The organism is Pontibacillus sp. ALD_SL1 (assembly GCF_017355605.1).
Window position 1 is genome coordinate 559,500 of record NZ_CP062974.1, and the last position, 13,641, is coordinate 573,140.

Below are 13,641 nucleotides of genomic sequence, written 5' to 3' on the forward strand. Positions count from 1 at the left end.
TTTAGATAACTTTATTGTAACAAAAGGGTGAACAATTGTGAAAAATGAACCAACTTACAATATGCTCGAAGGCTTTGATATAGAAGCCTTTCGCCATGATTTAATCGAGTGGTTCCGAGCTGAACAACGAATACTCCCTTGGCGTGAGAACCAGGACCCTTATCGTGTGTGGGTATCTGAAATTATGCTCCAACAAACAAGGGTTGATACGGTAATTCCATACTTCCAAAACTTTTTAGAGAAATTCCCGACTCCAGAAGCTCTTGCTTATGCTGAAGAGCAAGAAGTATTAAAAGCATGGGAGGGCTTAGGTTACTATTCCCGTGCACGTAATTTGCAAACAGCCGTCCGTGAAGTAGTAGAATCCTACGATGGCAAGGTGCCAAATGATGAAAAAGAACTTGGTTCCTTAAAAGGTGTAGGGCCTTATACTCGTGGGGCGATCTTAAGTATTGCCTATGACCTTCCATCTCCTGCTGTGGATGGAAATGTTATGCGTGTGTTGTCCCGTATTTTGATGATTGAAGAAGATATTGCCAAGCCAGCCACAAGAAAGATTTTTGAATCGCTTATACGAGAGTTAATATCAAAAGAAGATCCATCTGCTTTCAATCAAGGTTTAATGGAGTTAGGCGCTCTTGTGTGCACACCTAAGAGCCCATCTTGTCTTCTGTGTCCGGTACGCTCTCATTGTCGAGCTTTCCATCAGGGGAAAGAAACCGAGTTGCCTATTAAGTCTTCTAAAAAAAAGCAGAAACGACTTCCTTATATGACACTGGTTCTAAAAGATCAAGAAGGACGATATGTAGTTGAAAAACGTCCTGATAACGGACTGCTCGCTAATCTATGGCAATTTCCTATGGTACCGATGCAGCAAGTAGACCGAGAAAAAGTCGTCGATTGGGTAAAAGACCATTATGGTTTGGAAATTGATTTAATGAACACCGTTGATCAAATCAAACACACCTTCTCCCACGTTATTTGGGATATGGAAGTGGTTACCGCTACAGCAAAAGGAGAGCTAGAATCTAAAGAAGCTCGTTTTTCTACAAAAGAGGAACTAGAGGAGTTACCGTTTCCGGTTTCCCACCAAAAAGTTCATAAACATCTATAGGAAGAGAACTGCCCCTTTAATGGGGGCAGTTTTTTTCCTTTAAATCTAGAGTTTCCTTGATCTCTACTCGGGTTCAGTCCAGTCTGTACGTTGCTAAACGGGTGCTTTCGCTTTTGTATTAATCAACGATTGGTTTTGTTCCAGATGTCCACGTGGCTTCTCGTCTTTGGAAGCCGCCGCGGTTTTGGATTTCTTGATTAATTTCTCTGAGGATGGTGGTTCCTTCAGAGTTAAGGTAAGGAACCATCTGACTTAAAGCATGTTGAAAATAAACGAGTTCATCTTCACGCCAATCGTCTTTTTTTGTCATTGTGAGTTCGGTCATATCTCTACCGATATACATATTTGATCCCTCCCATATATATAGGATGGGCATTTGGAACGTCACCTATACCGATAGGCTGTTGTGATAAATGGATTTTAATGGAATATAAATTCGTGGAATAGCTTTAACGATTTCTGCACAATCTAGTTGTTGCGGAGGTGATTAAGTTGGCTAAAAAACAAAACCAACAGCAGCAAGCAAACAAAACAGCTTCAGGTACAAGTGTTGATCACGTGAAACAGCAAAACCAACAGTCTGCACAAGGACAAGGGCAATATGGTACAGAATTTGCTCAAGGTCAAGGTAAAACAGACGTACAACACGTGAAACAACAAAACCAAAAGTCTGCTCAAAAGAAACAATAACAGCAACACTATACTTGGCGGTCGTAACCCCCGAATTCTAACGACTTCCTAAGAAGAAGAGTATCCCTGAAAAGATCTCTCCCCCTAGTTTTCCTTAGCCTAATCGGCCAGGAACCTACGGAAGAGTAGCTTAGGGGGTACTCTTTTTATACATATTATAAATAAAAATCCCTTTCTCGCTCTTTAATATGGTTTTATTATTTCCAATCGTCCCTTGTTATCGTTATAATAATATGAAGGAAAGATATAGAATTTTATAAATAAAGGTCGTGCGAATAGAGGAGAAAGGGAGATTTCATGTCAGTCCCAAAGCCGGGTCAACATATACAAATTCATAGCTACAAGCATAATGGTCAGTTGCACCGAGTGTGGGATAGCACCACCATCTTGAAGGGTACGAATAATGTGGTCATCGGTGCCAATGATAAAACCAGGGTAACCGAAAGTGATGGTCGTACCTGGGTAACAAGGGAACCAGCCATTTGTTATTTTCATTCGAAGTATTGGTTTAACATTATTGGCATGCTTCGAAACGACGGGGTTTATTATTATTGCAATATCAGCTCTCCCTTCGTTTATGATGAAGGAGCGATTAAGTACATTGATTATGACCTTGATGTTAAAGTGTTCCCGGATTATACGCATATCCTGTTAGATGAGGATGAGTATGAAATCCATCGTGAAGATATGAACTATCCCGGTGTTTTAGACCACATTCTAAAAAATAATGTGAATCATTTGCTTCGTTGGGTAAGGCAAAGAAAAGGGCCATTCTCACCGGAATTTATAGATCAATGGTATGAACGTTATTTAACCTACTTATCGTAAGTACAAGAAATGTCCTAAAAGGGGACGGATCCCAGCAAGTTGTGGGATTGTCCCCTTTTATGTTCGTTGAATGGTTTTTGCACGATCAGAATGACTACTTTGTTGATATCTTGTTCTTGAAGTAGGGGAACGTTTTTTCAACAACATAGAGAAAGAGGTGACACCATGGGTAGCGTGAAGCGCTATATGAATTTTGTGAAGCCATATAAATGGAAAATTGTATTAACGGTGTCAATCGGAATAGTGAAATTCGGTATTCCGCTATTGATTCCGCTGTTATCTAAATATGTAATTGATTCAATCCTTAACAACCCTGACATGACCCAGACAGAACAAATCGATCAACTGCTGTGGCTCATGGGAGGAGCTTTTATTGTATTTGCTGTAATTCGACCGCCTGTTGAGTATTTCAGGCAATATCTTGCTCAGTGGGTGGGAAACAGTATTCTATTTGATATTCGAGAGAAATTATTTGATCATATTCAACGGCTTAGCTTACGCTTTTATTCTAAAACAAAGACTGGGGAAGTTATATCTCGTGTCATTCATGATGTCGAACAAACGAAGAACTTCGTTATGACAGGGCTTATGAATATATGGCTAGATATGATTACCATTGTCATTGCCATTGGTATCATGCTTTATATGGATGTTTGGTTAACACTCGTTTCGATTTCTCTGTTTCCACTTTACGGATTTGCTATTAAATTCTTCTATTCTAAATTACGAAGGTTAACAAGAGATCGTTCTCAAGCTTTGGCTCAAGTACAAGGACACTTGCATGAAAGAGTGCAGGGGATGCCGGTTGTGAGGAGTTTCGCTCTTGAAGATTACGAACAGGAGCAATTCACTGTTCAGAATAGAAACTTCTTGAATAAAGCACTTAGTCATACAAGCTGGAATGCGAAGACGTTCAGCGTAACGTCCACGATTACTGATATCGCACCACTTATCGTGATTGGGTTTGCAGGTTACTTTGTTATCCAAGGTAATATTCAAATTGGTACGATGGTCGCGTTTATTGGTTACATGGAACGGGTTTACAGCCCGCTTCGTAGACTTGTAAGCTCTTCAACGGTTCTAACTCAATCGTTAGCATCGATGGACAGAGTATTCGAATTCATGGATGAAACGTATGATATAAAAGATAAGGAAGGGGCAGAGAAGCTCGACCGCGTTCACGGTGATGTGGAATTTGACCGTATCTCTTTCCGTTACGATGAAGATGAAAGTCTTGTGCTCAAGGATCTTTCTCTAAACGTAAAAAAAGGGGAAACGATTGCGCTTGTTGGGATGAGTGGTGGAGGAAAATCGACCCTCATCAGCCTTCTACCGCGCTTTTATGATGTAGAATCAGGAAGTATTAAGATTGATGGAAAAGATATACGAGATGTAGAAGCTCGTACACTTCGTGATAAGATTGGTATGGTTCTGCAGGATAACATTTTGTTTAGTGAATCGATTGCGATGAATATTAAAATGGGGAACCCTGATGCTTCAGATGATGAGATGATCGAAGCAGCCAAAGCGGCCAATGCTCATGATTTCATTATGAGCTTGCCTTATGGGTATGACACCACTGTAGGGGAAAGAGGCGTCAAATTATCAGGAGGACAGAAGCAGCGTGTAGCCATTGCGCGCGTATTCTTAAAGAATCCACCTCTGTTAATCTTAGACGAAGCAACATCCGCACTAGACCTTGAAAGTGAGCATTTAATACAAGAGGCCTTAGAAAAACTCGCTGCAGACAGAACGACCTTTATCGTTGCTCACCGCTTATCAACAATCACTCACGCTAATCGCATTGTGTTGTTAGCCGATGGTGAGATTAAGGAAGTTGGTAGTCATGAAGAGTTGATGAATAAAAAGGGTGCGTATTACGATCTCTATCAAGTACAGCAACTGGATGACGCTGAACCTGAAACTGAATATTTAGGAACATAAAAAGAAGAAGAGGAACCGCACTGCGCGGCTCCTCTCTTTTTTATGTTTAAGGGGTCCGTTACCGATTGGGGGATAGGGCTTGCTGTGGGACAACTCGCTTTCCTGCGGGGAGCTGGTAAGCCTCCTCCTTCGCTGACGCTCCGTCCGGGGTCTTACCTAGGCTCCTTACCCCGCGGGAGTCTCGTCGTCCCACAGCAAGCCCTTGCGTTAATGGGATGAACGGACCGCTTATTACAGGTTGTCTTAATTCTCTTTCCTCCCATATTGTATGGGATCACAGAAAGCGAGTGATTTCCAGGCCCACTTTACGCTCCATCAAAGCTGGCGGAAATGTTACTCTAACGATCGTTAAATGAAAAGTAGACCCTATACATGGATAGGGTCTACTTCTTAATCGTCTTAATATGCTCGCTCGTATGATAAAGCTGATAACTTGAGAGGAGTTTTTTCAAGTGTGCCATTTTCTGATGGTAATCCATTAATTTTGTAGCAAGAGGGAGAAACATTAATTTTTCTTCTTCTGTTTCTTTTTCCTCGTAGATATCAATTAAATGTTCAACGAGCTTTGGAATATTGGGTTCGCCTGCTTCTTCTATTGGGTCTGATTCGTGAAAACGGATTCTGCCTTTAATAGAGAGGATGAGCTTCTCGTGAACATGAATGACCTTATCAATTTCGTTAACAAGTGTCGTTCGAAACTCAGCTGGAACCTTATCCATTTCGTTTTCTAGACTGCTAAATGTTTTTAATACCTCGAAAGCTTTACGTGTAGTTGAGATTAAGTGTTTAAACAAAATGAGTTTGCGGGCCTTTTCGAAACGACGTTTTTTGAAATAGGTTCGTTCTTCTTTAAACAAGCTATACGTATGATCTAAATTGACCATGGCGCCTTCAAGCCTCTCAATTTCTTCCCTAAGTGCCGGGCGATCGGATAAGTGGCGTGTGGTAATACGTAGCCACTGCAGAATGTCACTTGTATGCTGGTCTACTTGATTAAAAAGTTTTGTTTCATATTTTGGCGGTAAAAAGACTAAGTTTACGACAAAGGATGCAAAAATCCCGATCATAAGTGATGAAAACCGTAGCATTGTAAATGGAAGCAGATCCATCTCTGTTGATTCCATAATGGCAATTACAGCTACAAGGGCAAGAAGGATCGTGTTTTCTTTCATGCCAAACTTCACACAAACTCCGATGACGAGGACAATGGTGAACCCCATGATGAATGGGTCGTTACCAAGGGAAATCAAAATTATATAGGCTACAATAGCACCTATAACATTTGCTTCTACCTGTTCAACAATCGATTGATACGACCGGTAAATGGATGGCTGTATCGAGAATAAGGCAGCCATACCGGCGAAAACTGTGCTGGTCTGAAAGGGGAGGGCAGCCGCTATATACATCGCAATGGCTACGGCTAATCCTGTCTTCAGCATACGTGCACCTAACTTCATTTCATAACCTTCCTTCAGAAGAAAATCCAATAAGCGAGATTGATTATACAATTGTTTTCGTTAAAATAATAGATCTTATTTGTAAATCTTTACTAATCTATGTGGACAGTGTCACATACTATTCATGATGAGTCTAGTATAGAGGGGGAAGGAATGCAAAAAAATACCCTGCACTTGGCAGGGCATCGTATATTATTCGGTTGATACGGATGGATCTGCTTGAATTTTCTCAGGAACGACTTGAAGGAAGTGATCTTCAAGGTTTTCGAGAAGAAGTTCAAGAGATTCCGCTTCTGCATGTTGGTCATGCTGCTTTAAGACTTCAATGTATCCCGTAAGCATTTCGTTTACGTCATCTTTTCCGCCTTCGTTCAAGGGTTCAATTTCGACTTTAGCTCCTTTAGCGATTCGTTTATGAAGAGCTTCTTTCGTTAATCCCATTTCTGGTTGATGACGAAGGTAAACGGCTCCGCCAGTCATTCCGGCACACATCCAAGGTCCTGGATCCCCAAGTACCAGGCCGCGTCCGTTGGTCATATATTCAAAGGCGAACCCTTTAATACTTGAGTAACATCCGAAGTTGCCATCGTGTTCAGTTGGAAGAGGGGCCTGTAGTTGCTGCCCTATAATAATATCAGCACCAGATAATCGAATGCCGGCTCTAGAGTCAGCTGTGCCTTGAACAATAAGTCGCCCTTTTTGAGCACCGTATCCAAACCCTTTTCCAACCGCTCCGTTAATATACCCACCGTGAGCTCCAGGGGATTTTAAGATAGCAAGGGTTCCGCCGAATGCCGTTTTTCCGACACCGTCCTGACCGCCACCGATAACAGATGTATCCATACCGTCAGTCAGGTAGGCCCCAAATCCATTACCCACTATAGAGCCTTCTTTATAGTGGAGTCGAATTGGATCAAGGTCACGATAGGATCCATCGAGACGATCACGGACGCGGTGACAAGAAACGCGACTGCTAAGGTTTCGTTGTTCACTTGTTACATTAGAGAATTCCCTGGAATCAAGAAGTTGTTCTTGATTACCGTCTAAATATTCTGCTCCTACTGCCATAAGGAGACGTTCTTCCATTCGTTCATATTTCTTCTGATAAGCTTGGATTTCTTCAACTTCAAGTTTTTCAAGTAGAGGCGTTAAATCCATCCAGTCTTCACCACGGTACTGTTCTAGTAAATCAGAACGGCCGACCAGGTCTTGAGTTTTGGAGAACCCTAGCTCAGCTGTTAGGCGTTTAAGTTCTTCACCGAATGTGGTAAATAGATTCATAAGCCCTGTAACAGAAGGTTGGTACTCCCTTGGAACGAAGCGGCGAAGTCCGTGCTCTTTTGCCTGAGCTTCTGTTTCAATTTGTGTAGCAATCCCAACGTGACACGTATCAAGGTGACACCCGCGACAAGCGGTACACCCAACGGCAATCATAGATAACGTGCCAAATCCAACGCGATTAGCTCCTAAAAGCATGACTTTCATTACATCAAGAGGACTGCGTAGCCCTCCATCTGCCCAAATCTCAACAGAATGACGAAGACCGGCTTCAAGAAGTGCATTATGAGCAGCCTTCACACCTATTTCAACAGGAAGTCCTACGTGTTGAAGAGCGTGAATTCTTGCTGCACCTGTACCGCCATCAAAGCCGCTGAGCGTAATGAAATCCGCGCCGGCTTTAGCTACACCGACGGCAATTGTTCCGATGTTTGGAACAATCGGGACTTTTACTGTAACTTTCGCCTGATCATTGGCGGTTTTCAGCTCTGAAATCATTTGTGCTAAATCTTCAATAGAATAGATATCATGGTTGTTCGATGGCGAAATTAAATCAGAACCGATTGTCGCATTACGTGCTTCTGCAATTTTAGCGGTTACTTTGGAGCCTGGCAGGTGACCACCTTCACCAGGTTTTGCGCCCTGACCAATCTTGATTTCTAGTAGATTAGAAGAATTCAATAACTCTGCATTCACACCAAATCGACCAGAAGCGATTTGTTGACCGCGTGTGTTTGGATATTTTCCGAGCATATCTTTGATCTCTCCGCCTTCGCCATTGAAGGAAATCATATTTAGTTGGTCGGCAGCTTCAGCGTAGGCACGGAAAGCTGTCTCGTTTTGAGAACCAAATGACATGGAAGAGATCATAAATGGCAAATCATGTGTGCCAACTCCAAGATCTACTTTAGATGCTTCTTCTTTATGTTCGCTTGATTTTGGTTGAACTAAGTGACGAATGCTTAGCGGATTCTTCTCTTCAAGTCCGTCAATTTTGTCACGAAGATCATCTATAGGGTTTCCTTTGGCTACATCTCCGATTGATTTCCAAAGGCGAGGCCAAGCATGGAAGCTCTTGCCTGGACGAGCTTTTTCGTTTTGGAAATCTTCTCGACGAGCGATGGAATCTTCCTTCAGTGCATTCCAGTTATAGGATAACCCTTCACCGCCAAAGAAGTTTACAATGCGTAGCAATCTTGAGAAATCGTTGTGTAAACCGATGCTTGAGAAGAGGCGAGCATATCCTCTTAGTTCGTGAATACCGATTGTTGAAATAACTTTTTCAAGGCCCTTATTCAACGCATGATACAAGTTAAGGGTTGGCGTTAATTCTTCCTCAGCTACAGTCGCGAAAAGTAGATAAGGGTTGATTGCATCTGCTCCTAGACCAAATACGGTGATGAGGTCATGTAAGGAGCGAATAGAAGCCGAACGCAGAATGATCGATGTGTTTCTACGTTTATGATTCTCAACGAGTCGTTTATCAATTGCCGATACGACAAGGTGAGGGTCTAGCCAAAGGTGGTCTTCCTGATGAGTATTCCCATCATCTAGAACAAGAAGTTCAGCACCTTTATCTACAAGTGATTCTGCTTCACTTGATAACCGGTTGATGGCCTCTTCGATCGTTTCATCCTCTCTAGCTGTTATAGACAGAGTTTGGCTAAGTCCGTCTTGGTCAAAGCGGTGGAGAATTTGTTCATAAGAAGGTTGCTGTTCTTTATATGAAATGGTCTGAGCGTGTACACCTTCTACGAGAATTGGTGATAATAGCTCTAAGTTAAAGGGAGCTTCGTCTTTTGTTACTACATTAGGACGACGCCCTAAGATTGTTCTGGTAGAGAAGTGCTCGGCTTCACGGTCCCGGTCGATTGCCGGGTTTGTGACAACTGCGACACTTTCTTTAAAGTAATCGGCTATGTTTTTACGGCCCTGGTGTAAAGAAGCGAGAGGAACGTCATGCCCAAGAGAGCGAATCGGTTCAGCTCCTTTTTCAGCCATTTGCTCAAGAAGTTGAATGTGTTCCCTGTCCCAACCATATGCAGCATACCACCCATTGTGAACATTCGTTACGGTTGGGTGAGGCTTAACTGTATCTGCCTTACCAGGTTGGATGCGAGAATGGAAGCCTTCGAAATCAAAGCGTGCGCCCATACGACGGTAAACTTCTTCTTGATAAGCAAAGTGGTCGAAAACTTGCAGCGTGCCTTCTTCATCATACTTTACCCCTACCTTTTCTCCTGGGGAGAGAGGTTTAGGATCGCTAACGTACTCGCTATTTGCCCGAATACCAGGTTCTGAACAGAATAGATGAGCATCCATTGTTTCAAGCTGCCATAGCGGCCGTAGCCCAAGAGAATCCAAGCTGAAGGCGGCTTCATTTTTGTGTCTTGAAATAATACCAGCTGGGCCTTGCGCGAAATGACCCCAAGCTTCACGCATGTAGGCATACATGTCTTGGAGGTGAGATGGGTACCGCTTTAATTCGTTTAAAATAGGTGGGAACATTAAATCGAGTGCTTCAAACAATCCATAACCTTCTCGTTTCACAAACGTTTCAATTGTTCGATTAAGGTCCTGTGAATCACTACCGTTACCGGTTAAAGGGACATTGATCATTTCAGCTTCATCTCGAAGTTTAGCGATCGTGTTAATTTCACCATTGTGTCCTAACATGCTAAATGGTTGCACACGAAAAAAGCTTGTAAGCGTGTTTGTAGAGTAGCGGTTGTGTCCTAGTGTCATAGCAGAAGCAATCTTGGGGTGGTCTAAGTCAGCGAAGTACTGAGGAAGCTGATCTCCGGCACCCATTACTTTATAGACCACGTGATAAGAAGATAAAGAGGCGACATGTACATTCTCATCCTCTTCAATCGCAAGGGAAACATCAAATAAAGCACGCTCTAAGTTAACGTCCTCATTGTTTGGTAAAAGGGCAATCTGCCAGAATATCGGCTCTTGTTTTTGCGCAAGAGGGCCTAGTGCTTCTGTGCGAGTTGATTGTTCGTCTTGGTAGATTAGTTGAAAGCCGTGTTGAGCTAAGATATCTTGGATGTTGGTTTTTATAGTGGTGGTTTGAGCTTGCTTATTGATGAAAAGGTGTCCTACAGTAAATTGAGAGTGGTGGGCAAGGTTTTTGTCTTGTTGTTTAGAAGTTAGTTTCTCTTCCCAAAGGGCTTTTGGTATATCCATATGAATACCAACGCCGTCTCCTTCTTGCTTAGTGAAACCTGCACGGTGGTTCATGGTCACAAGGGCATTAATGACAGTGTTAATGTTTTCTTTTGTGGGCTTGTTTTCTTTCTGAACACAAGCAACAATTCCACATGCATCATGTTCATGTTTGTGATAATCACGAAATTCATTAGGATCCCAGTTTACTCGTCTCGATTTGGTCAAGATGACCGCACCTCCTTGAAGATTTACAAATAGAATCGACATTAGGAAGTGAAGGACTTCCTGTAGTCGTCAATGGAGAAAAAGAAGGGCTTTCGCAATAGATTGCAAAAGCCTTGAAAAGTGTTCTGTTCAGAACTAAATCTTTCGGAGCGAAGTGAAAGATTTTATGAAAAGGGTAAGAAATGAAAAGTGTACAATCCGATGTACAAATTTTCTGAATTATTTATTATAGTATCATAAGGGTGTAGGCTTTGCAATTAAATATACAGTGAATTGTATGATGAAGAAGAGGGATTTGCGTGTATACGAAGTGCTGAAATCGTTGAGGTACCTTTAGGTAAGCGTTTTCAAAAAGAGGGCAAAAAATCTCCGCAAACATTGTGTCTGCGGAGGTGTATAAAAGTCTGTATATTTATTCGCTTGCTAATGCTTTGAATGAAGATTCCGCAGCACGTAGCGTTTCTTTAATGTCAGCCTCTGTGTGTTCAGTTGTTAAGAACCATGCTTCAAATTTAGATGGAGCTAAGTTGATTCCTTCTTGTAGCATTAGGTGGAAGAATTTCGCGAACATTTCACCGTCTGTCGCTTCTGCTTGATCATAGTTTTCAACTTCTACATCTGTGAAGTATACGGTGAGGGCTCCTTTTAGGCGGTTGACCTTAACAGGAAGCTGATATGTCTCGGCGTGCTGTAAGATTCCCTCTTCTAACATAGCGCCGAGCTGATCCATTTTGTCGTAGACGCCTTCTTCTTGTAGTACTTCAAGACAAGCAATTCCCGCTGAAATGGATGCAGGGTTACCAGCCATTGTTCCAGCTTGATAAGCTGGGCCAAGTGGAGCGATTTGTTCCATAATATCTACACGGCCTCCGTAGGCTCCGATTGGAAGACCACCGCCAATAATTTTGCCCATTGCTGTCATGTCTGGTTCAACACCGACGATATCTTGGGCGCTACCGTAGTGGAAGCGGAAAGCTGTGATGACTTCGTCGTAAATGACAAGAGCACCAGCTTCGTGAGCAAGGTCGTTTACTTCTTGTAGAAAACCAGGCTTTGGTTCAACGATACCGAAGTTCCCGACGATTGGCTCTACAAGAACACCCGCAACATCGTCCCCGTATTTCTCAAGTGCGTCTTTGTATGTGTCGATATCATTAAATGGGACCGTGATCACTTCTTGTGCGATGGATGTCGGGATCCCTGCTGAGTCAGGTGTGCCAAGTGTCGCGGGTCCAGATCCTGCTGCAACAAGGACAAGGTCAGAGTGTCCGTGGTAACAGCCGGCGAACTTAATGATTTTAGTTCTGTTTGTATAAGCACGTGCGACACGAATCGTTGTCATAACAGCTTCTGTACCAGAGTTGACAAAGCGTACCTTTTCAATAGATGGGATCGCTTCTTTAATCATCTTCGCGAATTTGTTCTCAAGTTTAGTTGGTGTACCATATAACACACCGTTGTAGGCTGCCTTTGAGATCGCCTCAGCAATATGTGGGTGAGCATGGCCTGTAATAATTGGTCCATACGCGGCTAGATAATCGATGTACTTGTTTCCGTCGACGTCAAAGAAGTAAGCCCCTTCTGCTTTATCCATAAAGATAGGAGTTCCGCCACCAACCCCTTTATACGCGCGAGAAGGCGAGTTCACCCCTCCGACTATATGGTCCTCTGCTTCTCTATATAACTCTTTCGATCTATTAATATTCAACAAGAAAACCTCCATAAAAAATACTCACCCCCATTCTAACACACACCTCCCCTTTAATGCTGTGCAGAGGAGAAGGGTGTCTGGCACGCTTTTGTGCTGTGAAGAGATGCAGGGTGTCTGGCACGCTTTAATATGGTGAAGGGAATTCATATTAGGTGGGGCTTGTTTATATGATAGGGATAGGGGGAGTGGTGTGAGATGGTTTGGGTGTTGTTGAGTCTTGTTGTGTTGAGTGTTTGTGGGAGTTTAGCAGGTTTTTTTCGGCATGATCAAGAAGTTCGCCAACTATTCTCCTTTCATCACTTTTATACGCTTATTACGGTTTATGGAATCGTTATGATAGGGTTTGGTTTGATCTACTTTATTCTAGCTTCTGAAGGTTTGGTGATATTACAAGATGAGCTCTTGCAACAGGATTCATTGCTTGATCGTTTTGCTCATTCTGTTTATTTTAGCGGGGTAACACTAATGACGGTAGGATACGGTGATATTACTCCGATAGGATTAGGGAAGGCAATTGCTTTAATTGAGGCTATGATTGGTTATATCGTGCCCGCTGCCTTTGTTGTTCAATATATGCATCATCATCACCAGGATGAGCCATCAGATAAGTTGTAAGTTCTCCTGAATTTGGTTACCCTTAAAGTAGATTATGTTCAGGAGGGATAGGAATGACTATGGAAATTGGTAAACCAGCGCCAGATTTTGAACTGCCAGCTAACAATGGGGAAAAGGTAAAGCTCTCTGATTATAAAGGGAAAAATGTCGTCTTGTATTTTTATCCGAAAGATATGACGCCAGGGTGTACGACCGAAGCTTGTGACTTCCGCGATCATCATGAAAGCTTCAAAGACTTAGATGCTGTTATTCTAGGTGTTAGCCCAGATCCTATTGATCGTCATCAGAAGTTTATCGATAAACATGAACTCCCGTTTTTATTATTAGCAGACGAGGAGCATGCGGTCGCTGAAGAATATGATGTATGGAAGTTAAAGAAGAATTTTGGTAAAGAGTACATGGGGATCGAACGTTCAACTTTTGTTATTGATAAGGAAGGTAACTTAGTGAACGAATGGCGTAAAGTACGCGTGAAGGGCCATGTTGAAGAAGCCTTACAATATATAAGAGAAAACCTAACTTAAAAACCCTCCATCAAGGAGGGTTTTTGTTTGGATTGCTTTACTGTAATGAAGGGTGTCTGGCACGCTTTCGCGCATTAGTGT

10 protein-coding genes are annotated in these 13,641 nt (G+C 42.5%); 6 read left to right on the top strand and 4 right to left on the bottom strand.

Annotated features, from left to right (window positions below):
- Positions 1-61 precede the first annotated feature (61 nt).
- Complete coding sequence (mutY, locus tag IMZ31_RS02845) at positions 62-1,114, top strand: A/G-specific adenine glycosylase (RefSeq protein ID WP_207530282.1); 1,053 nt, start codon at positions 62-64, stop codon at positions 1,112-1,114.
- Positions 1,115-1,232: 118 nt separating this feature from the next.
- Here mutY and IMZ31_RS02850 read toward each other — a convergent pair whose 3' ends face one another.
- Positions 1,233-1,457, bottom strand: coding sequence for a hypothetical protein (locus IMZ31_RS02850; RefSeq protein WP_188655159.1), 225 nt, complete (start codon positions 1,455-1,457; stop codon positions 1,233-1,235).
- Positions 1,458-1,606: 149 nt separating this feature from the next.
- On the opposite strand from IMZ31_RS02850, the gene IMZ31_RS02855 reads away from it, so the two are divergent.
- The 3 genes from IMZ31_RS02855 to IMZ31_RS02865 all read left to right on the top strand — a co-directional run bounded on the left by IMZ31_RS02855 (position 1,607) and on the right by IMZ31_RS02865 (position 4,576).
- The gene (locus IMZ31_RS02855; RefSeq protein WP_036787397.1) at positions 1,607-1,804 is read left to right on the top strand and encodes a gamma-type small acid-soluble spore protein; all 198 of its coding nucleotides are present in this window, start codon (positions 1,607-1,609) and stop codon (positions 1,802-1,804) included.
- A 297-nt stretch (positions 1,805-2,101) separates the two neighbouring features.
- Complete coding sequence (locus IMZ31_RS02860; RefSeq protein WP_036787395.1) at positions 2,102-2,632, top strand: nucleoside tri-diphosphate phosphatase; 531 nt, start codon at positions 2,102-2,104, stop codon at positions 2,630-2,632.
- Between the two features lie 165 nt (positions 2,633-2,797).
- Positions 2,798-4,576: an ABC transporter ATP-binding protein gene (locus tag IMZ31_RS02865; RefSeq protein ID WP_207529134.1), complete on the top strand. Its 1,779-nt coding sequence runs from the start codon at positions 2,798-2,800 to the stop codon at positions 4,574-4,576.
- Positions 4,577-4,959: 383 nt separating this feature from the next.
- On the opposite strand, the gene IMZ31_RS02870 is transcribed toward IMZ31_RS02865, so the two are convergent.
- From IMZ31_RS02870 to IMZ31_RS02880, 3 genes are all read right to left on the bottom strand, one after another.
- The gene (locus tag IMZ31_RS02870) at positions 4,960-6,033 is read right to left on the bottom strand and encodes an FUSC family protein (RefSeq protein ID WP_207529135.1); all 1,074 of its coding nucleotides are present in this window, start codon (positions 6,031-6,033) and stop codon (positions 4,960-4,962) included.
- Between the two features lie 192 nt (positions 6,034-6,225).
- The gene (locus tag IMZ31_RS02875) at positions 6,226-10,752 is read right to left on the bottom strand and encodes a glutamate synthase-related protein (RefSeq protein WP_207529136.1); all 4,527 of its coding nucleotides are present in this window, start codon (positions 10,750-10,752) and stop codon (positions 6,226-6,228) included.
- Between the two features lie 370 nt (positions 10,753-11,122).
- A complete protein-coding gene (locus IMZ31_RS02880) occupies positions 11,123-12,418 on the bottom strand; it encodes a glutamate-1-semialdehyde 2,1-aminomutase (RefSeq protein WP_305849399.1) in 1,296 nt (431 codons plus the stop codon).
- Between the two features lie 198 nt (positions 12,419-12,616).
- On the opposite strand from IMZ31_RS02880, the gene IMZ31_RS02885 reads away from it, so the two are divergent.
- Positions 12,617-13,036, top strand: a complete 420-nt coding sequence (locus tag IMZ31_RS02885) for a potassium channel family protein (RefSeq protein ID WP_207529138.1) — start codon at positions 12,617-12,619, stop codon at positions 13,034-13,036.
- 53 nt (positions 13,037-13,089) lie between these two features.
- Positions 13,090-13,560, top strand: a complete 471-nt coding sequence (gene bcp, locus IMZ31_RS02890) for a thioredoxin-dependent thiol peroxidase (protein ID WP_207529139.1) — start codon at positions 13,090-13,092, stop codon at positions 13,558-13,560.
- The last annotated feature ends 81 nt before the right edge of the window (positions 13,561-13,641 follow it).

Coding starts and splice junctions, on each gene's coding strand:
- IMZ31_RS02860 (WP_036787395.1), top strand. CDS start 2,102: ATGTCAGTCCCAAAGCCGGGTCAACATATACAAATTCATAGCTACAAG.
- IMZ31_RS02870 (WP_207529135.1), bottom strand. CDS start 6,033: ATGAAGTTAGGTGCACGTATGCTGAAGACAGGATTAGCCGTAGCCATT.
- mutY (WP_207530282.1), top strand. CDS start 62: ATGCTCGAAGGCTTTGATATAGAAGCCTTTCGCCATGATTTAATCGAG.
- IMZ31_RS02885 (WP_207529138.1), top strand. CDS start 12,617: ATGGTTTGGGTGTTGTTGAGTCTTGTTGTGTTGAGTGTTTGTGGGAGT.
- IMZ31_RS02850 (WP_188655159.1), bottom strand. CDS start 1,457: ATGTATATCGGTAGAGATATGACCGAACTCACAATGACAAAAAAAGAC.
- bcp (WP_207529139.1), top strand. CDS start 13,090: ATGACTATGGAAATTGGTAAACCAGCGCCAGATTTTGAACTGCCAGCT.
- IMZ31_RS02865 (WP_207529134.1), top strand. CDS start 2,798: ATGGGTAGCGTGAAGCGCTATATGAATTTTGTGAAGCCATATAAATGG.
- IMZ31_RS02875 (WP_207529136.1), bottom strand. CDS start 10,752: ATGTCGATTCTATTTGTAAATCTTCAAGGAGGTGCGGTCATCTTGACC.